Source organism: Mycobacterium sp. NGS33 (genome assembly GCF_059812885.1).
Window position 1 is genome coordinate 15,493 of sequence record NZ_JCALDN010000020.1, and the last position, 24,399, is coordinate 39,891.

The window sequence follows — 24,399 nt, forward strand, 5'->3', positions numbered from 1 at the left end:
TAGGACCGCTAAAAGCCCAACCGGCCAAGCTGTTTGGGGTCGCTCTGCCAGTTTTTGGCGACCTTGACGCGCAGATCGAGGTAGACCTTTGTGCCCAGCAGCTTTTCGATCTGGGCGCGCGCGGCGGTGCCCACCTCCCGCAGCCGGGCACCACCCTTGCCGATGACGATCCCCTTCTGGCTGTCGCGTTCGACGTAAAGCAGGGCATGCACGTCGATCAGGTCGTCGCGATCCTGGCGCGCGTTGACTTCGTCGATGACCACCGCCAGCGAATGCGGCAGCTCGTCGCGCACACCCTCGAGGGCGGCCTCCCGGATGAGCTCGGCCATCAGCACCTCTTCGGGCTCGTCGGTCAGCTCACCGTCGGGGTAGTACGCCGGGCCGGGCGGCAGCGCCGCGGCCAGCACGTCGATCAAGATGTCGACCTGGGCCCCGGTGACCGCCGACACCGGGACGATTTCCGCCGAGTCGCCCACCAGCTCGCTGACCGCCACCAGCTGCGCGGCCACGCGGTCTTTGGGCGTTTTGTCGATCTTGGTGACGATCGCGACCAGCGTCGTCTTCGGCGCGGTCACGCGGATCTGCTCGACGATCCACCGGTCGCCGGGACCGATGGCTTCGTCGGCCGGGATGCACAGCCCGATCACGTCGACCTCGGAATAGGTATCGCGCACAAGATCATTCAGCCGCTTGCCCAGCAGGGTGCGGGGCCGGTGCAGGCCGGGCGTGTCGACCAGGATGATCTGAAAGTCGTCGCGGTGCACGATGCCGCGGATGGTGTGCCGGGTGGTTTGGGGGCGCATCGAGGTGATCGCCACCTTGGTACCGACGAGCGCGTTCGTCAGCGTCGATTTGCCGGTGTTGGGGCGGCCCACCAAACACACAAAGCCGGAACGGAATTCAGTCATGCTGCTCGGATTTCTCACCATCGGATGAACCGTCGGATTCGACCGGGCTGAGCAGCACGGTATTGATCCGCACCCGGCCCCGGTGGTCGGTACCGCCTTCGGCCTGCAGCCGCAGACCGTGCGAGACCACCTCGGCGCCCGGCAGCGGTACCCGGCCGAGCTCGAGGGCGAGCAGGCCGCCCACGGTGTCGACGTCGAGATCGTCGTCGAACTCCACGCCGTACAGCTCACCCAAATCCTCGATCGGCAACCGCGCCGACACCCGGAAGTGCTTGTCGCCCAAGTCTTCGACCGGCGCCGTCTCCGCCTGGTCGTACTCATCGGCGATCTCGCCGACGATTTCCTCGAGCACGTCTTCGATGCTGACCAGCCCGGCGATCGCGCCGTATTCGTCGACGAGCAGGGCCATGTGGTTGCGGTCGCGCTGCATTTCCCGCAGCAGCGAGTCCAACGGCTTGGAGTCCGGCACGAAGACGGCCGGCCGCATCACCTTCGACACCGGCGGGGTGCGCCCCCCGTCGCCCGACAGAACCGTCTGCTGGACAAGGTCTTTCAGGTACACAACGCCGACGATGTCATCGACGTTCTCACCGATCACCGGGATGCGGGAATGCCCGCTGCGCACCGCCAGGTTGATGGCCTGGCTGGCGTACTTGTCGCTTTCGATCCAGATCATCTCGGTGCGCGGCACCATCACCTCGCGGGCCGGGGTGTCTCCGAGTTCGAAGACCGACTGGATCATCCGGCGCTCCTCGGCGGCCACCACGCCGCGCTGCTGGGCCAGGTCGACGACTTCACGCAACTCGATCTCGGAGGCGAACGGCCCGTTACGCAGACCACGGCCGGGAGTCACCGCATTACCCAGCAGCACCAGCAACCGGCTGATCGGCATCAACAACCACGAAATAGCCTGCAGCGGAAGGACAGTCGTCAACGCGATGGAGTAGGCGTTCTGACGGCCGAGGGTGCGCGGACCCACCCCCATCACGACGAAGCTGGTGACCACCATGATGGCCGCGGCACCGAACAAACCCCATCTCAGCCCGAAGTTGTCATAGAGGAACACCACCAGCAGCACGGTCGCCGTGATCTCGCAGGTGGTGCGGAGCAGCACCACCAGGTTGATGTAGCGGGGCCGTTCGGACATGACCTTGGACAACGCCACCGCGCCGGGCCGCTCGTCGCGCACCAACTCCTGAACCCGGGCCAGCGACACCGTGCTGATGGCCGCATCGATCGCCGCGAACAGTCCGCCGAGCGCGATCAGCGCGACTGCACCGAGCAGCTCAGACCAGCCGGTCATGAGTCAGCGTTCTGCTCCTCGGACCGGCTCCGGCGAGCGAGCAGCCAGGCGACCAGGCCCACCACCACCGCAAACCCCCCGAAGCGCAGCGCCAGGGTCCATCCGGATTGGCTGGGCTGACCGGGCTCCTGGTGGTGCACGGCCAGCAGCACCAGGAAACCGCCGTCGTCGGTCGGCCCGACGCCCGGCGTCGGCTGCGTCTTGATCACCCTGATCTGGGCGGGAGCGCTGCTGGAGTTGTCGATCTGCCCCCAGGCCAGGGTGGAGTCGTCGAGCAGGAAGGTGTCCTGGCTGCCCGCGGGTTGGCTCCCGTCGTGACCCACCACCGCCACATGGCCCACCTCCACGGTCTCGCCCTTGGCGGGAACGAACACCGTGACGTTCTCGTACAGCTTCGGGGGCGCCGGCGGCTTGTAGTCGGGCGGCGGCGGACCGTTGTACCCGTTCAACGGAAGCGAGCCCCCGCCATAGAAGCTGCCCGCGGCCACGTAGCTGTCACCCACCGCGGTGAATGGGACGACGCCGACGGTCGCGGCGTCGAGCACCATCCGGCCCCCGCGCGGCAGGTACGCCTCCTGATAGGCGCCGTTGTAGAAGTAGCGGAAGGTGATCGGCTGATTGAGCGGGTTGTAGATGGTCGGGCGCCGGTAGGCGTCGTCGTAGTCCAGGTAGTCCCAGTGGCGCGGCCGGACGAACTTCTGATCGTCGACCTTGAGGATGTCGACGTTCTCCCGGTGCGAACTCACGACGTTTTGCACCCGCTGATTGACGTCCACCTGGGTCGGCGGTTTCGGCGGGTTGGCGGGATCGACCCGCGAAACCGGGGCGGCCTTGGCCGCCGCGATCGCCAGCGACGGCGCGTCCAGCCCCCGCGGCGGCGCCACCACCGGCGCGTTCCGCGGCGCGTCGGGACCGGGCGGAGGGATCTCCAGCGCCGGGACGCTCTGGCCCGCGTTGGGCGGCGGGAGGACCAGCGGGTTCTGCGCCGGCGGCGGCATCGGCGGCGGCTCGTACACCGGAATGGGAATTTCCGGGGCCCGCGTCGGCGCATTGCTCGGTGGCCCCTCCACCCCGCGGTGATCCTCGTTGCACACGTTCGCGGTGTGGTAGGCGTTCACGTAGAACATGCAGTGCTGGCAGGCAACGGGGTTCGAGCCCGCGCCCGCGCACGGAGCCGCCTGTGCCACCGAAGCGGTGGTGGTGACCAACACCGACAGCGGTGCGAATGCGATGGCTGCGGCCGCCAGGATGCTGAGTGGCCTCAATGGTCGAAATACCTTGACTTGTCGAGCAATCGGCGGTCGCGTTCGGATTGGCGGTCCTGGTGGTAGGCCTCGACCTGCTCGGCGACCCACTCTTCGAGCAACCGGTCCTGCAGGGCGAACATCTCCTTTTCCTCGTCCGGCTCGCCGTGGTCGTAGCCGATCAGGTGCAGCACCCCGTGGATGGTCAGCAGCGCCAGCTCGTGTCCCAGGCTGTGCCCCGCCGAGGCGGCCTGGCCTGCCGCGAATTCGGGGCACAACACGATGTCGCCCAGCATCGCGGGCCCCGGCTCGGGGGCGTCCGGACGCCCGCCCGGCTCGAGTTCGTCCATCGGAAAGCTCATCACGTCGGTCGGGCCGGGCAGGTCCATCCAGCGCATGTGCAGGTCCGCCATCGCGGCGGTATCCAGCAGCACCATCGACAGCTCGGCCGCCGGATTGACGTCCATCTTGGCGATCACGAACCGCGCGACGCTGATCAGCTCTGCCTCGGAGACGTCGATACCCGATTCGTTGGATACCTCAATGCTCATAGAATCCGCTCACCGCACCATCATCGACGACCGCGCGAGCCCGTCGCGCGCCGCGCCGCCCGGTTCATCGTGAGGCCGGGCTCGTCAAACTTCGCATAGGCGTCGACGATCTCGGAGACCAGCCGATGGCGAACCACGTCCACACTGGTCAGCTCCGCGACATGGATGTCATCGACGCTGTCCAGGATTTCCATCGCCGAGCGCAGGCCCGACTTGGCGCCGCCCGGAAGGTCGACCTGGGTGATGTCGCCGGTGACGACGATCTTCGACCCGAAGCCGAGCCGGGTGAGGAACATCTTCATCTGCTCGGCGGTGGTGTTCTGCGCCTCGTCGAGGACGATGAACGCGGAGTTCAACGTGCGTCCCCGCATGTACGCCAGCGGCGCCACCTCGATGACCCCGGCGGTCATCAGTTTGGGGATCAGCTCGGGGTCCATCATGTCGTACAGCGCGTCATACAGCGGCCGCAGATACGGATCGATCTTCTCGCTGAGCGTGCCGGGCAAAAAGCCAAGGCGCTCACCGGCTTCCACGGCCGGGCGGGTCAGGATGATGCGGCTGACCTGCTTGGTCTGCAGCGCGTTGACCGCCTTGGCCATCGCCAGATAGGTCTTGCCGGTGCCGGCCGGGCCGACCCCGAAGACGATGGTGTTGGCGTCGATCGCGTCGACGTAACGCTTCTGGTTGAGCGTCTTGGGCCGGATCGTCTTGCCGCGCCGCGACAGGATGTCCAGCGTGAGCACTTCGGCCGGCGACTCGTTGTCGGTGCCCGCCAGCATGGCGACGCTGTGCCGAACCACCTCCGGGGTCAACGGCTGACCACTGGCGACGATGGCGACCAGCTCGGAGATCACCCGCTCGGCGAGCGCGACGTCGGCGGGTTCACCCGCGACGGTGACCGCATTGCCGCGCACGTGCAGGTCGGCGTTCAGGCTGCGCTCGAGGGCCCGCAGATTCTGGTCCGCCGAACCCAACAAGCCCATGACGACATCGGGCGGAACGTCGATGCTGCTGCGAACCTGAGCAGAGGCCGGGACGGCTCCGGCTGCGTCAGCAGCGCTGATCTCGCGGGGCGTCACGTGGCTCTCGATGCCTACTTTCTCGGATTGTCGGTCGGTTGCTGGGCCGTCTCAGTCTACGCCGAGGGCCCCGATTGGTCAGTGTCCAGCAACGTACTCGACGTCGGGCCGGTGTCGCGAACCCGCAGGGTGTGACCGTTTGCCGAGACGTCGCCGCGCTGGTCCCACCTCGAGGTCAGCACGCCGATCGCGCCCAGTGCCACCGCCGCGGCGCTCGATGTCCGCAGCACCTGGGGCCCGAGCCGCACCGCCGCCGCGCCCGCTTCGGACAGCGCGGCCATCTCGTCATCCGCGATGCCGCCCTCCGGACCGACCACCAGGAGCAGTGATTTCGCGTGGGTCAGCCCGACATCCGCGAGCCGGTCAGTGGCCGACTCGTGCAGGGCGAGCGCCGTGGCGCCGGCGGCCACTTCGTCGCGGACCCGCCCGGCGAGCTCGGCGGTGGACAGCACGCCGTCGACCGGCGGGATGTGCGCCCGACGGGATTGCCGGGCCGCCGACCGTGAGACGGCCCGCCATCGGCGCAAACCCTTGTCGACCCGGTTGCCCTGCCAGTTGGCCACGCACCGCGCGGCTTGCCAGGCCAGGAACGCGTCCGCGCCTGCTTCGGTGGCCAACTCGATGGCCAGCTCCGAGCGCTCCGACTTCGGCAGTGCCTGCACCACCGTCACCCGCGGGGATCCCGGGGCGACGCTCCAGCGTTCGAGGACCCGCGCGCGCAGCCCGTCGCGCCCTGCGTGCTCGACCTCGCAGTGGGCCAGGACCCCGGCGCCATCGCCGAGCAACAGCTGCTCGCCGGGCCGGATGCGGCGCACGGTGGCGGCGTGAAAGCCCTCGTCGCCGCCCAGCACGGCGAGCGAGCCGGGCTCGGGCAGATCGTCGAGGTAGAACAGGGTCGCGACCATGTGCGCGCCTCGCGGCTCCCGGCTAGCGCCCGGTGAAGGTTTCGCGCAGCCGGCTGAACAACCCGCCCCCGGCGTGGGCCGAGCGCACCTCGGGCACGTCGCGGCCGCGGCGGGTCTTGAACTCGCGCAGCAATTCTGTGTCGCGGTGGTCCAGCCGGGCCGGGACGACGACCTCGACGTGGACGTGCAGATCGCCGCGGGTGCCGGAACGCAGGTGCGGCATGCCGTGGCCGCGCAGGGTGATGACCGACGCCGGCTGGGTGCCGGGCGGGATGGTGATCTCGCTGACGCCGTCCAGGATGGCGTCGACGGTGACGGTGGCGCCCAGTGCCGCGTCGACCATCGGCACCGACACCGTGCAGTGCAAATCGTCGCCCTCGCGGACGAAGACGTCGTGGGGCTGTTCGTGGACCTCGACGTAGAGGTCGCCGGCCGGCCCGCCACCGGGCCCGACCTCACCCTGGGCGGCGAGCCGCACCCGCATGCCGTCACCGACACCGGCGGGGATCTTGACGCTGATCTCGCGGCGGGCGCGCACCCGGCCGTCGCCCATGCATTGATGGCACGGGTCGGGGATGACGACGCCGACGCCACGGCAGGTCGGGCACGGCCGTGACGTCATCACCTGGCCCAGCAGTGAGCGCTGCACGGTCTGCACCTCGCCGCGCCCGCCGCAGGTGTCGCACGGCACCGGCGCCGAATCGCCGTTGGTGCCCTTGCCCTGGCATCGATCGCACAGCACCGCGGTGTCGACGGTGACCTGCTTGGTCACCCCGGTCGCACACTCTTCGAGGTCGAGCCGCATCCGCAGCAGCGAGTCCGAGCCCGGCCGCACCCGCCCGATCGGGCCCCGGGAGGTCGCGCCGCCGCCGCTGAAGCCGCCGCCGAAGAATGCCTCGAACACGTCGCCCAGGCCACCGAATCCGGCGCCGAACCCGCCGGCCGCCGCGGCGGCGCCCTCCATCGGATCCCCGCCGAGGTCGACGACCCGCCGCTTCTCGGGGTCGCTCAGCACCTCGTAGGCGACGCTGATCTCCTTGAATTTCGCCTGCGCGGCCTCGTCGGGGTTGACGTCCGGATGCAGTTCGCGCGCCAGCTTGCGGTACGCGCGCTTGATCTCCGCGTCGCTGGCGTTTCTGCTCACGCCGAGCAGCCCGTAGTAATCGCGTGCCACGCTTGCTCTCCTATACCTGGTCTTTCCCCGCGCCTACCCACCCTGCGGGTGCGCGTTCATCGAGCACCCAGGACTTCGCCGATATATAAGGCAACCGCAGCAACGCTGGCGATAGTTCCCGGATAGTCCATCCGGGTGGGCCCCAGCACACCCATGCCCCCGTAAACGGTGTCGGAGGTGCCGTAGGCGGTGGTGACCACGGAGGTGCCCAATATCTGCTCGGCGGCCGTCTCGTGGCCGATGCGCACCGTCACCTTACCGGCTTCCTGCTGGGCGGCCAGCAACCGCAACACCACCACCTGCTCCTCGAGCGCCTCCAGAATGGAGCGCAAGGAGCCACCGAAATCGGCCGCGTTACGGGTCAGGTTGGCGGTACCGCCCAACAACAAGCGCTCTTCGGTGTGTTCGACGAGGGACTCCAGCAACACCGTCGCCGACCGGCCGACGGCGTCACCCAGGCCGTCCGGGCTGCGCAGCTGTCCGGCGAGGTCGGCCACCGCGATCGAGGCGGCCGACAGCTTCTTGCCCACCAGCGCCTGGCCGAGCATCTCGCGGAGCTGGGACAGCTCGTGTTCGTCGATGACGTCGCCGAGTTCGACGACCCGCTGGTCGACCCGGCCGGAGTCGGTGATGACGACCATCAGGAGCCGGGCGGGGGTCAGGGCGATCACTTCCAGGTGGCGCACGGTGGACGACGACGCCGTCGGGTACTGCACCACGGCCACCTGCCGGGTCAGTTGCGACAGCAGCCGTACCGCCCGGCGCAAAACGTCGTCGAGGTCGACGCCGGACTCGAGGAAGCTTTGGATCGCGCGCCGTTCGGCCGAGGACAGCGGCTTGACGTCGTCGAGCCGGTCGACGAATTCGCGGTAGCCCTTCTCGGTGGGCACCCGTCCGGAACTGGTGTGCGGCTGGGTGATGTAGCCCTCGGCCTCGAGGACCGCCATGTCGTTGCGGACGGTGGCGGACGAGACGCCCAAGTTATGGCGCTCCACCAACGCCTTGGAACCGATCGGTTCTTTGGTGGCCACGAAATCGGCCACGATGGCGCGCAGTACCTCAAACCGACGGTCATCGGCACTTCCCACCGGCTGCCACCTCCTTCGATACCGCGTTGACCGGATTCATTTTACGGGCCCCGGCGGCGTCGACCGCCATCAGCGGCGGTTCGGTGGACCCGATGGCGGCGGGGCCGTGGAGGCGACTTGCTTCGCACGCATCGGTGCCGACGAACTTCGGTCCGGCTAGCCTTTCCAGAATGAACCGGTCGGGCCACAGCAACGAGTCGAGAAGGGTCGGCCGATGATCTTCAAGGGCGTGCGCGACGGCAAGCCGTATCCGGAACACAACCTCTCGTATCGGGATTGGTCCCAGATTCCGCCGCAGCAGATCCGGCTCGACGAATTGGTCACCACCACAACGGTGCTCGCCCTGGACCGCCTGCTGTCCGAGGACTCCACGTTCTACGGCGATCTCTTCCCGCACGCCGTGCGGTGGAAGGGCATCACCTATCTGGAGGACGGCCTGCACCGCGCGGTGCGCGCCGCGCTGCGGAACCGCACCGTGCTGCACGCGCGGGTGTATGACATGGATATGTCGCTGCACCCGCCGGGGTGATTCGACCGGTCACGTTCGGACCTCGCCGCGTGTCGACCTAGTAAGGACGTTGGTTCCCGCCACAACTTGCCAGGAGGACCGCCATGCCACGGCTGCAAGGAGTTTCCGACCGCGACGCCGGACTCGGCGCCAAGATCGCCTTCTTTTTCACCAAGCGCAAGCTCGCGCAGATGACCGGGCTGGAAACCGCGGAGATGCTCGAACCGCTGCGGATGTATGCCCACATCCCGCGGCTGCTCAACGCCTACGGCAAGTTGGAGCAGGCGGAGTCCAGGCTCGACGTCCTCACTCCCCGCCAACGGGCGCTGGCCGAGCTGAAATCGGCGACGACCGTGCGCTGCGAATACTGCATCGACCTCGGGTCCCAGATTGCCCGGCGCTGGGGCATCACCGACGAGGAGCTACTGGCTCTGGGCAACTTTCAGAGCGCGTCATGCTTCTCCGATGTCGACAAGCTGATCCTGCAGTACGCCTCCGCGATCAGCCGCACCCCCGTCGAGGTGACCGATGAGCTCTTCGACGCGCTGCGCGCGCACTTCGACACGGCCCAGCTGGTCGGCCTGACCCACGTCATCACGCTGGGCAACCTGCGCGCCCGGTTCAACGTCGCGCTCGATATCGGGTCGTCGGGCTTTTCCGGTAACCGGGTGTGCGCCTTGCCCGAGACCGACCGCCCATGACCGCGGGCGCGGCCCTGGCGACCCGCTTCGAGGCGGCGCGGCCCCGGCTGAGCGCCATCGCCTACCGCATGCTGGGTTCGATCGACGACGCCCAGGATGCGGTGCAGGAAGCGTGGCTGCGCCTGAGCCGCACCGCCGAATCCGGCGGCGTGGACGGCTTGGACGGCGTCGTCAACCTCGACGCCTGGCTGACCACGGTGGTGGCGCGCATCTGCCTGAACGTGTTGCGCGACCGCCGGGCCCGTGGCGGGGAGGAACTGGTGGGTCACCTGCCCGACCCGATCGTGGAGGCGGACGGCGAATCCGACCCCGAGCACCGCGCGATGCTGGCCGACGCGGTGGGGCTGGCACTGTTCGTCGTGCTGGATACGCTGCCGCCGGCCGAGCGGTTGGCGTTCGTGCTGCACGACGTCTTCACCGTGCCGTTCGATCAGATCGCGGCCATCGTCGAGCGGACGCCGGAGTCGGCCCGCAAGCTGGCCAGCCGGGCCCGGCGCCGGATCGAGCGGGCCGATCCGACACCCGACGGCTCGCTGGCCGCGCAACGTGAGGTGGTCGACGCGTTCTTCGCGGCGGGACGCAGCGGCGACTTCGACCGCCTGGTCTCGGTGCTCGATCCCGACGTCGTGCTGCGCGGTGACTTCGGTGCCGGCGTCGCGGGCTTCCGCGTCGAGGGCGCGCACCCGGTGGCCGAGCTGGCCCGTGGTTACGCCGGGCCGCAGCGCGAGGCGGTCGCGGCAACCGTGAACGGCGCCGCCGGCGCGGTGATTTTCATCGCCGGCCGTGCGGCATCCGTCATGGCCTTCGTGGTGCGCGGCGGCCGGATCCGCGCGATCGACGTGCTCGCGGATCCGGCCCGCATCGCCAGGTTGGAGCTGGGCGCGTTACGCCCCGGTCACTGACCGGCGGCCTGCAACAACTCCATCGCCGACGCCCGCGACAGTACCCAGCCGCCCTGATTGACGAACGTGACGTTCTGGGTGACCGGCGACGTCAGCTTCGGGCCGGAGACCGCAACGTCGGCGGTCGCCGAACCGGCCGCGGCCGGCTGGATGTTGGTGACGTCGAACGACAGCGGCAGGTCGCCGTTCTTCGCCGCCTTCTGCAGCTTCTTGTCGGCCACGTGCGCTTCGATCCCGCTGATGCCGCCCTGCACCAGGTTGCTCTTGTTGGTGAACGGAACACTCGGGTCTGCGAGGCTGGTGAGCACGCCCGTCAGCTGATCGGGCGTCGGGAGGTTGGCGCCCGCGACGGGCTGCGCCGGCGGCGGGTCCTGCGGAAGCGGCGCGCCGACCGTGGCGAGCCGCACCCCGGCGGACAGCTCACTCGGGCTTGCAGCGGAGGCGACGCCGGCGGCAACGCCCCCGACGATGGCCAGGGCTGCCACCCCGGTGGCAATGGTTTTGACGATCTTCATGGTTCCCCCTTCAGTGGGCACGAACGTCGACGCAGGGTTGGTGATCCGTGTCAGCGTGCCAGTTGCGTCTGTTACTTCGCGTCTCGGCACCGATACGTTACGGCCATCCGATGTGCACGCAACAGGAGAAGACTGTGCGCCGGCTGTGCGGGCATGTCCGTCCGGGAGCGTGCGGATCCGTTTTCCGGCGCGGCCGTGGGCCGATACGACAAACCCCATGCGCCGCCTTGCGGGACGCATGGGGTTTGCCTCTGTCGGTCTTAGTTCGTCGCGGTCGCCGCCTGGATCAGCGCGATCGCCGCGTCGTGCTGCATCACCCAGTTGCCGCCCTGGTTGACGAACACCAGGTGCTTGCTGACCGGTCCGGCGAACTTCGGCCCCGTGATGCCGACATCGGCCTGGGCCATGTTCGGTCCCGCGGGCGCGATGTTCGTGACATTGAACTGCTCGGGGAAGTTGCCGTTGCGGTAGGCCTTCCGCAGGTCGTGGTCGGCCACCATGCCCTCGTTTTGAGGGATCCCGTTTTCGACGAAGTTGGCCTTGTCCCGGTAGTTGACGCCGGGGTCGGTTATTTGGTTGCAGAGAGTGGCCAACTGGTCAGCCGTCGGCAGCTGCCCCGGCGCTCCCGGCGGCGGAGGCGGCGGTGGCGGCGGGTCCTGGGGCAGGGGCGCGCCGAGCGCCGCCAACTGCACATGATCCAGACCCATCGGTGCTGCAATGGAAGCCACACCGGCGGCGGCGCCGCCAATGGCGGTCAGCGCCGCCACGCCCGTGGCAATGGACTTCACGGATTTCACAGGTCCCCCTTCGATGCGCATGGACCGTGGCGGAATCCTGCGGATGGCCGCACACGGTCACACGTCTCCATGGTTGAAGATGGTGTAAGTGTGCCCTGTGACTTCGGGATTTGTGTCTCAGGTCGGTCACGTTACGACGACGCTACGGTCGCGACATGTGAAAACGCGCTAAATGACCTGTGGGGCAAGTATGTAGCAGCATCTTTCGTCCGCGGAATGTGGCCTGTCACTCGGCGCCGAGCGCCTCGATCAGGCTCTTGGGCCGGATGTCCGACCAGCTCTGTTCGACGTACTGCAGGCAGTCCGCGCGGCTTGCTTCCCCGAACGCCACCCGCCAGCCGGCCGGCGTGTCGGCGAAGGTCGGCCACAGGCTGTGCTGGTTCTCGTCGTTGACCAGCACCACGAACGTCGCGTTCTCGTCATCAAAGGGGTTGGCGCTCATCGTGTCTCCTTCTCACGGGATACTTGGACGGGCTGACGGTGGATCCCAACACCCGATCGGACAGCAGCCCAAGGCAGCTCAGGTTGGGGAACCCGGGCCCCTGGGTGAGTCCTGACAGGTTCGGCAGGAACAATTTGGGTGTCACGTCCGTGACGGCCAGGTCATAACCTATCGCCTCCTGCAGCCGCTCCGCGGTCAGGGGCCCACCGAGGCCGAGTTCGAGCAGATCGAGCGCGTCCTGACTGAATAACGGTGCGAACCACAGTGAGTCGGCGCCGGAGCCGTCGATGACGAGATCGAATCCGTGTACCGTCTCCAAATTCTCGCTGCCGCGATTGGTGGACAGCGTCAACCGGATCTGCCCCTCCTTGCCGACAGCATGGGCGACGCGGCCGCGCAGGTGGTGGATGCGATCGTCGGCGAGCAACGCTTCCTGCACGTTGGACGAGAACACCCCGCGGTCGGTGCGGGCCAACGCATCGCGCCGTTCGGCCAGGGTGAGGGCCGGCCAGTTGGTGGGATCGGAGAACAGCGAGTTCTCGAAGAACCCTTCGCCGCGGGTGAACAACGTGGCCTGCGGAGAGATTACGGTGATGCTCGAAACCCGGTGGCGGAACAGCTCATAGAGCATCGCCGCGGCGGTCTCGCCGCCGCCGATCACCGCCACCCGCTCGGCGTTGATCCGGTCGTGATTGGCGGCGCGGTCCCAGAACTGCGCGATCGACAGCATGCGCGGATTGCCGGGCAGCAAGGACTTTTCGGCCTGGCCGGGACCGGTGATCATCAACGCGTCGGCGTGCACGGTGGTTTCGTGTGTGTGCAGCGCCCACCGGTCCCCGGTGATCGCCAGCCGTTCGACGTCGCCGTGCACCACGTTCATGCCCACGTGGTCGGCGACCCAACTCAGGTACTGGCTCCACCGGCGATGCGTCGGTGCCGGTCTGCCGCGGTCGATCCACTCGGCGAACGACGCCGTCGCGATCAGGTAGGACTGCCAGCTGAAGCGGGTCATCCGCTCGTCGAGGTCGGCGTTGCGGCGCGGCACCAGCGCCGAGCGGTAGGGAAACCCCACATCTTTTTCCGGGCTGGTGCCCAGCCGGTGCGCGCCGTCGGTCCACCCGCCGCTGGCCTGCCAGTTCGCCGCGACGCCGATCCGCTCCACGGCCACCACGTCGGGAACCTCGACGCCCATTTCGCGCAGCGCGAAGGCCTTGGCAGCCACGGCCACCGCCTTGGCGCCGGCCCCCACGATCGCCAGTGTGCTCATTTCACCATCTCCCGCAGTGATTCAATCCAAAGACCTTGCAGCGCAGCAACATCCGACTCATCGAGGATGTCGGGCAAGGCGCGCCACTGCGCGACCAGGACCCGCTCCCCGTCGTAGGTCAGGAGCATGGCCGCGATGGTGAGCTCGTGGCGCACCGCGAGCTCTGGCTCCGGAATGGGCGACGACCCGGCGAGCAGTTCGCGCTCGAGCCGCAGCCCGGTGCCGCCGTCGGTGTGCGCGGCGCCGAGGTAATTCAGCAGCAGCTGCGGCGACGGGAGACCGGCGAGCCGCCCGGCGGTGTCCGCCCGAAGGTAGCGCAGCAACCCGTAGTCGAGTCCGTCGCCGGGGATGGCCGCCAGCTGCTCTGCCACCCTGCGCGGGTCGGTCGAGTCCAGCCGTACGGGGTAGATGGAGCTGAGCAGCCCGACCGTGTCGCTGGTGTCGATGGTGTGTGCGCCCGGGCCGTCCACCACACTGTCTGCGCGGCCGTGCGTTTCGAGCGCGAGCAATGGGGGCGGGGTGGGCTGGCCGCGCAGCTCGCGCCAGCGGGTCACGGTCGCCGCGGTGGCGGCGACCAGCAGCGTGGGCAACGGCAGACCCGAATCCAGCAGCCGGCGGGTGACGTCGGCGTCGGTCGCGGCATTGCGGACGATCAGGTCTCGCGCCCGATCGCGACTCGGATCGAGCCGCCGGGCACCGAGATCGGGATCGTCGCCGTCGAGCTGGGACGCCCAGAATTGCACGGTGTCCAGCCGGTGTGCCCGCGCGGTGAGCGCGTCGGCCCAACGGCGGTAGCTGGTGTGTTCGCGCACGGGTGCCGGTGAGTGACCGGTGGCCGCGGCCGTCAGCGCGGCGCCGAGCTCACCGAGGATCACCCGCCACGAGGCCGGGTCCAGCGCGACCACGTGCGCGGCCAGCAGCAGGACGCTTTCCCCCGCGGGCGGTCGGAGCCACACCGCGGATAGCAGCGTCCCGCGTTCGGGGTCCAGGCGGTCGACGGCCTCGGCGACGTGGGCCGGTACCGCCGCGGCCAGGTCGCCGGCCACCTCGACCTCGTTGAGTGCGTCGAGGGTTGTGGCGGCCGGGTTGGGCACCAGGGTCATGGTGGAGCGGTCCAGGCGGGTGCGCAGCACCTCGTGGCCCTCGATGATGCCGGCCAGGGCCGCGTCCAGCTGTTCGCGGCGCAGCGTTTCGGGCAACCTGATGGCTTCGGTCTGGGCGAGCCTGCGCGGGTCGCCGTGTTCGTAGAGCCATCGGCCGTTGGGCAGCAACGGCATCGGTCCGGTACCGGTGTAGGCCTGACGGGCGGCGGCCGTGGTTTCCGAGTCGATCGCCTCGGCCAGTTCGCGGACGGTGCCGCACTCGAGGATGAGCCTGGCGCGCAACGCGATTCCGCGTGCCCGGGCCGCTTGCACCACGGACAACGCCGTGATGCTGTCCAGGCCGAGCTGTAAGAAGTCCGCGGTGACGTCGATGCGCGGTTGGCCGAGCAGCTCGGCGAGCAGTTCTGCCAGCGCGGATTCCGTGGGTGTCTCGGGTGTCGCCGTGCCGGCTTCGGACTCGTCGGCGTCGAACGCGGCCAACGCCGTTTCGTCGAGTTTTCCGTTGGGGGTCAACGGAATGTCGTCGACCAAGATGATGCGCTGGGGAACCATGTAGCGCGGCAGCCGGGCGCTGAGCATGCTGCGCAGCTCGGGGGCCGTGGCCCCACCGGTGGCCGTGTCGGCCGCGACGTACGCGGTGAGCCGCGCCATGCCGCGGCGCTGCCGTACCAGCACCCCGGCGTGCCGCACGGCCGGATGCGACTCGAGGGCGGCCGCGATTTCGCCGGGTTCGACGCGATGGCCGCGGATCTTCACCTGCGCGTCGGCGCGTCCCACGTATTGCAGTGAGCCGTCGGGCAATCGGCGCACCAGGTCGCCGGTGCGATACATCCGTTCGGCCGCGGCAAACGGGTCGGCGACAAAGCGCGCCGCGGTCTCCGGCGCGCGGCCCAGGTAGCCGCGGGCCAGCTGGGCACCGCCCAGATACAGTTCGCCCGTCGCCCCGCACGGGACGGGCAGCAGCGCGGAATCCAGTACGTAGCCGCGGGTGTGCCGCGTCGGTCGTCCGATCGACGGCTCGTCGTGCTCGGCGATGGTGGCGACCACCGCCTCGACGGTGGTTTCGGTGGGCCCGTAGCAGTTGTACGCCGTCATCGACGTGCTGGCACAGGTGGTGCGGATCCGCGCCCAGGCCGCGCTGCCCAGCGCCTCACCGCCGAGCGCCAGCACGGTCAGCGGCGCCTCGGTGAGCAAACCGAACGCGTGCAGTTGGGCAAACATCGACGGGGTGGTGTCGATCATGTCGATGCCGCGCTCGGCGATCAGCGCCACGAGAGCCTCGGCGTCAGTCTGGGTCTGCTCGTCGACCACATGCACGCCGTGCCCGTCGAGCAAGCCGACCAGTGGCTGCCAGGCGGCGTCGAAGGCGAACGACCATGCGTGGGCGATGCGCAGCGGCCGGCCCAGTGCTGCCGCCGCGGGCCGCACTACGCGGTCCAGATGGTCGTCGGCGTAGGCGCCCACCGCGCCGTGGGTTCCGATGACGCCCTTGGGTTCTCCCGTGGTGCCGGAGGTGAAGACGACGTACGCGGCCTGCGCGAGGGGAACGTCGACGGCCTTGAAGTCGTCTTCGTGGGGTTCGGCGGCCTCGAGTAGCTGTTCGGTCAGCTCTTCGTCCAACACGATCGACGCGCCCGATTGGCGCAGGATCGAGTTGATCCGTTCGGTCGGCATGCCCGGCTCCATCGGCACGCACATGCCGCCGGCTTTGAGCACGGCCAGCATCGCGATGATGTATTGCGGCCCCCGCGAAAGTTTGATGCCCACCGGTGTTTCGGGCGGCACCCCCTGGTGGGCGAGTCGCGCCGCCAGCCGGGTGGCGTGGCGGTTGAGCTCGCGATAGCTCAGCGTCCCACCCGCCCAGCTGACCGCCGCATTGTCCGGCGCCTTGGCCACAACGTCGGCAAACCGCGCGTGGATGCTCAACGGCGACACCGGGTTCGGCGTTCCGATCGCGCCCAGCGGGCCGGCCTCATCGCCGAGCAGGACGCTGACCTCGGACAGCGGACGCTCCCAGCCCTGCAGCAGCCTCTCGGCGGTCGTCAGCACCCGCTGCCCGACAGTGGCGGCGGGAACCGCCCCCAGCGCTCCGTCGATCGCTTCGATCAGCACCACCAGCTCGCCGCCTTCCATGTGGGCGGCGATGGCGATCGGAAAATGCGACAGGGTCTGCAGCGCGGACGGGCGGAATGTCGCACCGCCAGCGGTCAATTCGCCGCCGGCGGTCAGGCCGTCCATCGGGAAGTTCTCGTAGACCAGCAGGGTGTCGAACATCTCGCCGACCCCGCCGAGGGCCCGCAATTGGGCATGCCCGAGATAGCTGTGGTCGCGCAGCAGCGCGGCATGGCGCTGCACGGCGCGGCATTGCTCGCCGGCGGACGCGGACGGGTCGAGTCGCACCCGCAGCGGCACGGTGTTGATGAACAAACCGACCATGGTCTCGACGCCTGCCAGTTCGGGCGGGCGGCCAGAGACCGTGACCCCGAAAACCACGTCCTGCGTATCGGTCAGCCGCGACAACACCAGCGCCCATGCCATTTGCATCAGGGTGTTGACAGTGATGCCCCGGGATCGGCTGTCGTCGACCAGGCGCCCGGTGGCCTCGGCCGGCAGTCGCAGCCGGGTGGTGCGCGGCAGCCCCGTCCGCTGGCCCTCGGTGGTGTCCATGGATCCCAGCGCGGCCGCAAGCAGGGTGGGGCCCGGCAGGCCCGCCAGGTGTTCGCGCCAGACCCGTTGGCTGGTCTCGGGATCGCGGCTCGCCAGCCAGCCGATGTAGTCGCGGTAGGGCCGCGGGGCAGCGGGCAGGGCCGACAGATCACCGCCGGCCTGGTACAGCATCATCATCTCGTTGACGAACACCGGCAGCGACCAGCCGTCGATCACGATGTGATGGGCGGTGAGCACCAAACGCCATTGCGCACCGGGCAATTCGATCAGCAGGAAGCGGATGGCCGGCCCGCGCTCCAGATCGAAGGGCCGCCGCCGTTCGCCGGTTTCCAGCGCAGGCACGTCCTCGGGTGCGGCGGCGACGAGTCGCCAGGGCAGCTCGACGCGGGACGGCACGATCTGAACCGGGCGCGGGATCCCCCGGCTGAAGAAGCTGGCCCGCAGGTTCGGGTGGCGCACCAACATCTGCTCCGCGCAGTCACGCAGCAGTGCGACATCGAGTGCGCCGGTGATATCCGCGGCGATCCCGATGACGTACGGGTCGTCCGCCTCGTGCCCGTCGGCGAATTCGGCGAGCGTGGTCAGCGAATACAAGCCCTCCTGCAGCGGGCTCAGCGCCATCACGTCTTCGATGTCGGGCACGACATCGGTGTCGGCCGCCGTCACGTCGTGCCCTGGCGTGACGACGACCAAAGTTGCGTCACGGCAGCCAAATCCGACGACGACAGGCCGGAGGCGCTCATCGGCTCGAACCGGGTGTCGACCGCCGGCTCGTGCTGCTCGACGCCGGACTCCGCGTCACCCATTGCATCCAGCGCGGCTGCCAACTGCTGCACCGTCGGATTCTCGAAGATCATCCGTGGGCTGACGGCCAGCCCGGCGGCCCGCGCCCGGGAAGCGAGCTGCACGGACAGGATGCTGTCACCGCCGAGGGCGAAGAAGTCATCGAAGCGCCCGACGTCGGGGGTGGACAGCAGTTCGGCGAACACCGTGGCCAGCGCGCGTTCGGTGTCCGTGCGTGCCGGTTCGGTCTGGCCGCCGGTGCTGACCGCCGGCCGCGGCAGGCCGGGCCGGTTCAGCTTGCCCGACTCGGTCTTGGGCAGCGCATCGAGCACGGTCAGCGACGACGGCAGCATGTACCCCGGCAGTGTGGTGGCGATCGCGGCGCGCACCTCCCCGGCGAATGCCGCCTTCTCGGCGTCATCCACGATCGGCCGTTGGGGCACAACATATCCGGCCAGCGACGTGCCGCCGTGTACCTCCCAGGTGCGGGCCGCCGCGGCCGCGACCCCGTCGGCGGCCACCAGGGCCGCCTCGACCTCGGCCAGCTCGACGCGGAAACCGCGGACCTGCACTTGGTGGTCGGAGCGCCCGACGAATTCCAGCTGGCCGTCCTCGGTCCACCGGGCCAGGTCACCGCTGCGGTACAACCGCGAACCCGGTTCGAGTCCATAGGGATTGGCGACGAACCGCGTGGCGGTCAGGCCCGGGCGTTTCCAATATCCCCGGGCCAGCTGGTCACCGGAGTAGTACAGCTCACCCACCACACCGACCGGCACCGGACGCAGCCCGTCGTCGAGCAGGTAGGCCTGGGCACCCGGGACCGGCCTTCCGACAAGCGGATTCGGCGGGCCCAGCCGCCCGCGGGACACCGCGCCGGAGGTCTCGGTGGAACCGATGTTGTTCAACAGCTGGGTGCCGCCGTCGTCCTCGTCGGCGCACACCGACACCAGCCGTTGCAGCAGTGACGCGCTCATGGGTTCGCCGCCGCACACCAGCCGCGACAGCGAGCGCACGGCGCCGGGCCGGCTGTCCACCAGGGCCGAGACCAGGCTGGGCACCGCGGTGACCTGGGCGACCGAATACCGATTCATCAAGTCCCCGAGGGCCTCCGGGTCCCGGTGCTCGGCATCGTCGGCCAGGATCATGGTGGCGCCGGCCGCCAGGCCGGCCAGCATTTCCATGCCGCCTTCGAGAAAGGTGATCGAGGCCTGCGCCAGTCGCACGTCGTCGGTTCGCGGCGGGTAGTGCCGCAGCTGCCAGTCGAGCCGGGCGGCCATCGAACGATGCGTTCCCACTGCACCTTTCGGCTTGCCGGTGGACCCGGAGGTGAACACCAGGTACATCGGGTCATCGGGGTGTGGCAGTCGCACGTTCCTCGACTGCGGATCCACGTCGTCGCCGTTCACCAGGGCGCGTACCGCGGGATCGTCCAGCGAGATCAGCTCGACACCGGGCACCCGCGGCATGGTGGCGACCGCTTCGACCGTCGCGATCACGACCGGCGGCGCGACGTCGTCGAGCATGAATTGCTTTCGCGCCGTCGGATAGCCGGGATCGATGGGGAAGTAGCCGGCGCCGGCCTTCATGATGGCCACCAGCGCCACCACCAGCTCGATGCTTCGCCGCGTCGACAACCCCACCAGCGTGCCCGGGCCCACGCCGTTCTTGACGAGCAGGGCGGCCAGATTGTCCGAACTACGGTGCAGCGCGGGGTAATCGATGCTGGTGTCGCCGCAGCGCACCGCGATCCGCTCGGCTCCCCAGGCGCGGCTGGGTTCCAGCAATTCCGGGATGGTGCGCGGCCGGTCGTGCGGCGGCTGCTCGCCGCGGCTCCAGTCCCCCACGATGCGGTCTTGCTCACCGGCGTCGATCAGCTGAACGTCTCGCAAAGTCTGATCGAGGTCGTCGGCAAACGCGGTGAGCGCCCGGGTCAGCCATCCGGCCAGCCGCTCGATGGTGGCCTTGGCATACAGCTCGGTGCGGTAGATGACGTTGCAGTTGTAACCGATGCCGGCGGAGCCGTCGGTACCGAAGAAGTTGACGCTCAGGTCCGCGTGCGCCATGTCGAAGATCGGGTCCAGCGAGGTGCACACGGTGTCCTGCTCGCCGCTGCCCGCGGCCGCGGTCTCGATGACCCGGGTGGCGGACAGGTGATCCCGGACGTGCACGACGACCTGGAACAGCGGGTTGCGGGACAGCGAGCGCACCGGGCTGACGCTGTCGACGACACGGTCGAACGGCAGGTCCTGGTGGGCGTAGGCGGCCAGGGCGGTCTCCCGGGCACGCTTGAGCAGTTCCCGCAACGTCGGGTTGCCGTCCATGTCGTTGCGCAGCACCAGGATGTTGACGAAAAAGCCGATCAGCTGGTCCAACTCGGCTTCGGTACGGCCCGCGACCGGGGTGCCCAACGGAATGTCGGTCCCGCCACCGGCTTTGTGCAAGACCACGGCGACGGCCGTTTGCAGCAACATGAATTCGGTGATGCCCAGCTCGCGGCACAGCTCGCCGAGCTTGGCCCGGGTGGCCGCGTCGATGTGGAAGTCGACGGAGTCGCCCTCGCCGCTGGGCACCGGCTGGCGCGGGAAGTCCGGCCGCAGCCCGGTGTCCTCCGGCAGGCCGGCCAGTTGCCGGGTCCAGTACTCGCGCTGGTCGGCGGCGATCGCACCTTCCTGTCCGCCGGCGTCGCCCAGGAAGGTGCGCTGCCACGCCGCGTAGTCGGCGTACTGCACCCGCAGCGGGGCCCAGGACGGTGCCTCTCCCCCGCGCCGTGCCCGGTAGGCGGTCATCACGTCGGAGAACAGCACGCCCGCCGACCAGTGGTCGGACGCGATGTGGTGCACCACCAGCGACAGCACGTGTTCGGCGGTGTTCTCGGTGCGCAGCACCGCGACCCGGATCGGCAGTTCGGCGTCCAGCTCGAAGCAGTGGCATCGTTCGGCGTCGAGCTGCCGCTGCAGCCAGGCATCGTCGGGCCCCTGCTCGCGGCACACCGGGACCTCGACGCCGGCAGGGCCCACCACCTGATAGGGCACGCCGTCCAGCTCGACGTAGCTGGTGCGCAGGATCTCATGGCGCGCAACGACATCACCGACGGCGGCGATCAGCGCATCGATGTCCCACGGCCCGGTCAGTTTCGCCGCAAAGGGAATGTTGTTGACCCGGCTGGGCCCCTCCACGCGGTAGGCGAACCAGCTGCGCAGCTGGGACGCCGAGAGCGGCATGGGCTCGTCGTGTGCGGTGGCGATCAGCCTGGGCCGCGACTGCGTCAGCTCGCCGGAGCTCAACTGGTCGATCCGTTGGGCCAGTCCCCCGACCGTGGCGAGTTCGAACACGTCGCGGATGCCGATCTCGACGCCGCATTCGGCGCGGATCGCGGTGACCAGTTTGGTGGCGACCAGCGAGTGGCCGCCCAGATCGAAGAACGAGTCGTCGACGCCTACCCGCTCGTGACCGAGCAGCCCCGAAAAAAGTTGCGCGACGCGCTGTTCGGTGGGAGTGGTCGGATCGCGGTATTCGGTGGCCGCCGCGATCTGTGGTTGCGGCAGCGCGGCGCGGTCGATCTTCTGGTGCGCGGTGATCGGAATCTGGTCGAGCACCACGTAGGCAGCCGGGGTCATGTAATCCGGCAGCGCGGCGGCCACCCGGGCGCGAATGCGCTCGACGTCAACCGATTCCGTGCCGGCGCCCTGGGCCGGCGTCACGTAGCCCACCAGGCTCTTGCCCAGCTGGGGCAGGTCCATGGCCAACACGACCGCTTGCCCGACGCTGGGATCCACCGAGATGGCGGCCGCGATTTCGCCCAGCTCGATGCGGAAACCGCGGATCTTCACCTGCTCGTCGGCGCGACCGACGAATTCGATGTCACCGTGGGCGTTGCGGCGGGCCAGATCTCCCGAGCGGTACATCCGCCCACCGGGCGTGAACGGGTCGGCGACGAAGCGTTCGGCCGTCAGCTGCGGCCTGCGATGGTATCCATGCGCGACATGTGTTCCGGCGATGTAGATCTCACCGATCACGCCGACGGGAACCGGCTGCAGGGCGTTGTCGAGCAGATACACCTGGGTGTTGATCTTGGGCCGGCCGATCGGCACGATCCGGGTGCCCTGGGCGCCTTCCACCGGGTAGCTGGTGCAGTTCACCACGGTCTCGGTGGGCCCGTAGAAGTTGTACAGCGCCGCGTCGAAGGTGGCGTGGAACTTGTCGGCGATCTCGCCGGGCAGGGCCTCGCCGCCGATGGGCACGCGCCGCAGCGTCCGCCACTGGCTGACGCCGGGCAACGACAGGAAGAGCCCCAGCAGCGACGGCACGAAGTGCATCGATGTGATGCCCTCGCGGGCCAAAAGCTCGGTGAGATAGCCGATGTCGCGCAGGCCGTCGGGCCGCGGAATTACCAACCGGGCGCCCATGATCAACGTGCCGAAGATCTCGCCCATCGACACGTCGAAGCTGGGCGAGGCGACCTGCAGCAGCCGGTCGGTGTCGTCGATGCGGTATTCGTCGCCGAACCAGACGAAGTACTCGGCGATGGGTGCGTGCGGCACCGGCACACCCTTGGGCAGCCCGGTGGAACCCGAGGTGTAAATCAGATAGGCGGTGTTTTGCGGGCTCAGCGGCCGGATCAACTCGGCGGGCGCGGTGACCGGGTAGTGCGCGACGTCGGAAACCGGTTCGCGCAGCACCAGTTTGGCGTCCGCATCCTGGAGAATGAAGCTCAGCCGGTCCTCGGGGTAGGTGGGATCCACCGGCAGGTAGACCCCGCCCGCCTTGAGCACCCCCAGCGCGGTGATGACCAGTTCGGGCGACTTGTCCAGCAGTACCGCGACACGGTCCTCGGTGCCGATCCCCCGCTCGATGAGCCAGTGCGCCAACCGGTTCGACTCTTCATCGATCTCTCGGTAGGTGTAGGCGCGGCCCTCGTAGACGACGGCAACGGCGTCGGGCGTCAGCGTCGCGCGGCGGCTGACCAGCTGGGGCAACGTGCTGGCAGGCGTGACGAATTCCTCGCCGGTCGACACCGCACGCAGCCACTCGGCGTCTTCGGCGCCCATCAGCGCGCACGTCGACAGCTTCGCGTCCGGATCGGACAGCAGCCCGTCCAGCAGGGCGGCGTAGTGGCGCAACAACTGTTCGACCAGCTGCTGATCCATCACCTCGACGAGGTACTCGGCCTCGATCAAGCCGCCGCCGTCGCCCCCGGGCGTTCGGTCCAGCTCGACCATCAGGCTCAGCGGCAGTTGGTTGAAATGGCCGCGCAATTCGCCGCGTTCGCAGCGCACGCCCGGCGGGCAGAAGCCGGCGCCATCGGGTTCCCGTTGCCCGAAGCTCACCCGGGTCATCCGGTCGGCGCCGTGCCGGCGATCGGGGTTCGATTCGCGGACCAACCAGTCGAGGTCGGCGCGCGAATGAGCGAAGGCGCCCACCGCGCCGTCACGGGTTTGGGTCAGCAACTCGCGGAACGTCTGGTGCGGCTGCGGGCGCAGCCGGATCACCACGGTGTTGCCGTGGTAGCCGATGACATCCTCGGTGCCCACGCCGCGGTTGAGCACCGGGGCGGCGACGAGGAAGTCGTTCGACTGGGTGTAGCGGTGCACGAGCGCGGCGAAGGCCGCCATCAACACCATGTAGGCCGTGGCGCCCGTCTCGCGGGCCAACGCCGCGGCCCGGTCGACGGTCTCCGGCGACAGCTGCGTGGACGCGCGCTGCGCGCGCCAGGTGGTGGGCACCACCGAACCGTTGGGCCCGGGCAGCTCGAGTGGCTCCGGAAGGTCGGCCATCAGCGGACGCCAGTAGTCCAGATCCGCCTGACGAACGGCGGTCGAATCCGCCGGAACGCCTCCGCGGGCCTGCCCGTCGGCGAAGGCGTCGGGGTCGGTGTAGGCGCGGGTCAGATCCGCGAAGAACGGTGCCCACGAGCCGTCGTCCCAGGCGATGTGATGCGCCGTGATCAGCAGCATCAGCTCGTCGTCGGCCAGCCGCGCCGCCGTGACCCGCAGCGGCGAATCCTTGCTCAGGTCGAATGGGCGACGAAAGTCCCGCTGCGCCAGCACATCCAGGCGCAGCCGTCGCGCCTGATCGGTCAATCCGGCCAGGTCGTGTTCGGCCCACTCGGGTCGCAGATCCGCGCGGATCACCGGATGCGGATCGCCGTCGGCGTCGGTGGCATACGTGGTGTGCAGCACCGGGTGTCGCGCGGCGACGGCATCGACCGCGCGGTGCAACTGCGCGGTGTCGACGGTGCCCGACAGGCGGTAGGAGACGCAGATGTTGAGCAGCGCGCTGTCAGGGTCGACGGACTGCACGAACCACATCCGGTGCTGCCCGACCGACATGCGTGGCTCGTCGTCGCCCGATGCGGGTGCCGCGGCCGCCGTCCTGGCCAGGCCGCGCTCGTTTAGCTTGCGGCGCAGTAGTTCCAGGCGCTCGTCGTCGAGCCGGGTGCTGACACCGGTGGTGTTAGTCACG

17 protein-coding genes are annotated in these 24,399 nt (G+C 69.0%); 3 read left to right on the plus strand and 14 right to left on the minus strand.

Features of this window, described 5'->3' with window-relative positions; genetic code table 11:
* Nucleotides 1-8 precede the first annotated feature (8 nt).
* The 8 genes from era to hrcA are packed head-to-tail and all read right to left on the minus strand — an operon-like array spanning nt 9 to nt 8,252.
* Nucleotides 9-908 (minus strand): GTPase Era, encoded by a 900-nt coding sequence (gene era / locus AC5Y5B_RS21985; RefSeq protein WP_500006500.1) that lies wholly within the window; start codon nt 906-908, stop codon nt 9-11.
* The gene (locus AC5Y5B_RS21990; protein WP_500006503.1) at nt 901-2,211 is read right to left on the minus strand and encodes a hemolysin family protein; all 1,311 of its coding nucleotides are present in this window, start codon (nt 2,209-2,211) and stop codon (nt 901-903) included. The genes era and AC5Y5B_RS21990 overlap by 8 nt, the downstream gene beginning before the upstream one ends.
* Complete coding sequence (locus AC5Y5B_RS21995; RefSeq protein ID WP_500006507.1) at nt 2,208-3,476, minus strand: hypothetical protein; 1,269 nt, start codon at nt 3,474-3,476, stop codon at nt 2,208-2,210. The genes AC5Y5B_RS21990 and AC5Y5B_RS21995 overlap by 4 nt, the downstream gene beginning before the upstream one ends.
* The gene (gene ybeY, locus AC5Y5B_RS22000; protein WP_112633231.1) at nt 3,473-4,006 is read right to left on the minus strand and encodes an rRNA maturation RNase YbeY; all 534 of its coding nucleotides are present in this window, start codon (nt 4,004-4,006) and stop codon (nt 3,473-3,475) included. The genes AC5Y5B_RS21995 and ybeY overlap by 4 nt, the downstream gene beginning before the upstream one ends.
* A gap of 20 nt (nt 4,007-4,026) precedes the next feature.
* Nucleotides 4,027-5,085 carry a PhoH family protein gene (locus AC5Y5B_RS22005; protein ID WP_112633232.1) on the minus strand — a complete coding sequence of 353 codons (1,059 nt, stop codon included), beginning with the start codon at nt 5,083-5,085 and terminating at the stop codon, nt 4,027-4,029.
* A gap of 56 nt (nt 5,086-5,141) precedes the next feature.
* Nucleotides 5,142-5,990 (minus strand): 16S rRNA (uracil(1498)-N(3))-methyltransferase, encoded by an 849-nt coding sequence (locus AC5Y5B_RS22010; protein WP_500006513.1) that lies wholly within the window; start codon nt 5,988-5,990, stop codon nt 5,142-5,144.
* A 22-nt stretch (nt 5,991-6,012) separates the two neighbouring features.
* The gene (gene dnaJ / locus AC5Y5B_RS22015; RefSeq protein WP_112633234.1) at nt 6,013-7,164 is read right to left on the minus strand and encodes a molecular chaperone DnaJ; all 1,152 of its coding nucleotides are present in this window, start codon (nt 7,162-7,164) and stop codon (nt 6,013-6,015) included.
* 56 nt (nt 7,165-7,220) lie between these two features.
* Nucleotides 7,221-8,252 (minus strand): heat-inducible transcriptional repressor HrcA, encoded by a 1,032-nt coding sequence (gene hrcA, locus AC5Y5B_RS22020; protein WP_112633235.1) that lies wholly within the window; start codon nt 8,250-8,252, stop codon nt 7,221-7,223.
* Between the two features lie 214 nt (nt 8,253-8,466).
* Here hrcA and AC5Y5B_RS22025 point away from each other — a divergent pair, with 214 nt between their 5' ends.
* The 3 genes from AC5Y5B_RS22025 (at nt 8,467) to AC5Y5B_RS22035 (ending at nt 10,363) form a co-directional block, all read left to right on the plus strand.
* The gene (locus AC5Y5B_RS22025) at nt 8,467-8,781 is read left to right on the plus strand and encodes a type II toxin-antitoxin system VapB family antitoxin (RefSeq protein WP_112633237.1); all 315 of its coding nucleotides are present in this window, start codon (nt 8,467-8,469) and stop codon (nt 8,779-8,781) included.
* Nucleotides 8,782-8,864: 83 nt separating this feature from the next.
* On the plus strand, nt 8,865-9,461 hold the full coding sequence (locus tag AC5Y5B_RS22030) for a carboxymuconolactone decarboxylase family protein (protein WP_112633238.1): 597 nt from the start codon (nt 8,865-8,867) through the stop codon (nt 9,459-9,461).
* Entirely contained in the window at nt 9,458-10,363 is a 906-nt protein-coding gene (locus AC5Y5B_RS22035) for a sigma-70 family RNA polymerase sigma factor (protein WP_112633239.1), read from the plus strand. The genes AC5Y5B_RS22030 and AC5Y5B_RS22035 overlap by 4 nt, the downstream gene beginning before the upstream one ends.
* Here the strand turns inward: AC5Y5B_RS22035 and AC5Y5B_RS22040 are convergent.
* The 6 genes from AC5Y5B_RS22040 to AC5Y5B_RS22065 form a co-directional block, all read right to left on the minus strand.
* On the minus strand, nt 10,357-10,878 hold the full coding sequence (locus tag AC5Y5B_RS22040; protein WP_112633240.1) for an MTB12 family secreted protein: 522 nt from the start codon (nt 10,876-10,878) through the stop codon (nt 10,357-10,359). The genes AC5Y5B_RS22035 and AC5Y5B_RS22040 overlap by 7 nt on opposite strands.
* A 260-nt stretch (nt 10,879-11,138) precedes the next feature.
* Entirely contained in the window at nt 11,139-11,675 is a 537-nt protein-coding gene (locus tag AC5Y5B_RS22045; RefSeq protein WP_112633241.1) for an MTB12 family secreted protein, read from the minus strand.
* 226 nt (nt 11,676-11,901) lie between these two features.
* Nucleotides 11,902-12,117, minus strand: a complete 216-nt coding sequence (locus AC5Y5B_RS22050) for an MbtH family protein (protein ID WP_112633242.1) — start codon at nt 12,115-12,117, stop codon at nt 11,902-11,904.
* Complete coding sequence (mbtG, locus tag AC5Y5B_RS22055; RefSeq protein ID WP_112633243.1) at nt 12,098-13,384, minus strand: NADPH-dependent L-lysine N(6)-monooxygenase MbtG; 1,287 nt, start codon at nt 13,382-13,384, stop codon at nt 12,098-12,100. The genes AC5Y5B_RS22050 and mbtG overlap by 20 nt, the downstream gene beginning before the upstream one ends.
* Complete coding sequence (locus AC5Y5B_RS22060) at nt 13,381-17,820, minus strand: amino acid adenylation domain-containing protein (protein WP_500006530.1); 4,440 nt, start codon at nt 17,818-17,820, stop codon at nt 13,381-13,383. Before AC5Y5B_RS22060 ends, mbtG begins: the two co-directional genes overlap by 4 nt.
* Nucleotides 17,817-24,398 carry an amino acid adenylation domain-containing protein gene (locus tag AC5Y5B_RS22065; RefSeq protein ID WP_500006532.1) on the minus strand — a complete coding sequence of 2,194 codons (6,582 nt, stop codon included), beginning with the start codon at nt 24,396-24,398 and terminating at the stop codon, nt 17,817-17,819. Before AC5Y5B_RS22065 ends, AC5Y5B_RS22060 begins: the two co-directional genes overlap by 4 nt.
* Between the last annotated feature and the right edge of the window lies 1 nt (nt 24,399).

Excerpts from the sequence above, each read along its gene's own strand:
- era (WP_500006500.1), bottom strand. The coding sequence starts at position 908 with ATGACTGAATTCCGTTCCGGCTTTGTGTGTTTGGTGGGCCGCCCCAAC.
- AC5Y5B_RS21990 (WP_500006503.1), bottom strand. The coding sequence starts at position 2,211 with ATGACCGGCTGGTCTGAGCTGCTCGGTGCAGTCGCGCTGATCGCGCTC.
- ybeY (WP_112633231.1), bottom strand. The coding sequence starts at position 4,006 with ATGAGCATTGAGGTATCCAACGAATCGGGTATCGACGTCTCCGAGGCA.
- AC5Y5B_RS22010 (WP_500006513.1), bottom strand. The coding sequence starts at position 5,990 with ATGGTCGCGACCCTGTTCTACCTCGACGATCTGCCCGAGCCCGGCTCG.
- AC5Y5B_RS22025 (WP_112633237.1), top strand. The coding sequence starts at position 8,467 with ATGATCTTCAAGGGCGTGCGCGACGGCAAGCCGTATCCGGAACACAAC.
- AC5Y5B_RS22030 (WP_112633238.1), top strand. The coding sequence starts at position 8,865 with ATGCCACGGCTGCAAGGAGTTTCCGACCGCGACGCCGGACTCGGCGCC.
- AC5Y5B_RS22035 (WP_112633239.1), top strand. The coding sequence starts at position 9,458 with ATGACCGCGGGCGCGGCCCTGGCGACCCGCTTCGAGGCGGCGCGGCCC.
- AC5Y5B_RS22040 (WP_112633240.1), bottom strand. The coding sequence starts at position 10,878 with ATGAAGATCGTCAAAACCATTGCCACCGGGGTGGCAGCCCTGGCCATC.
- AC5Y5B_RS22050 (WP_112633242.1), bottom strand. The coding sequence starts at position 12,117 with ATGAGCGCCAACCCCTTTGATGACGAGAACGCGACGTTCGTGGTGCTG.
- mbtG (WP_112633243.1), bottom strand. The coding sequence starts at position 13,384 with ATGAGCACACTGGCGATCGTGGGGGCCGGCGCCAAGGCGGTGGCCGTG.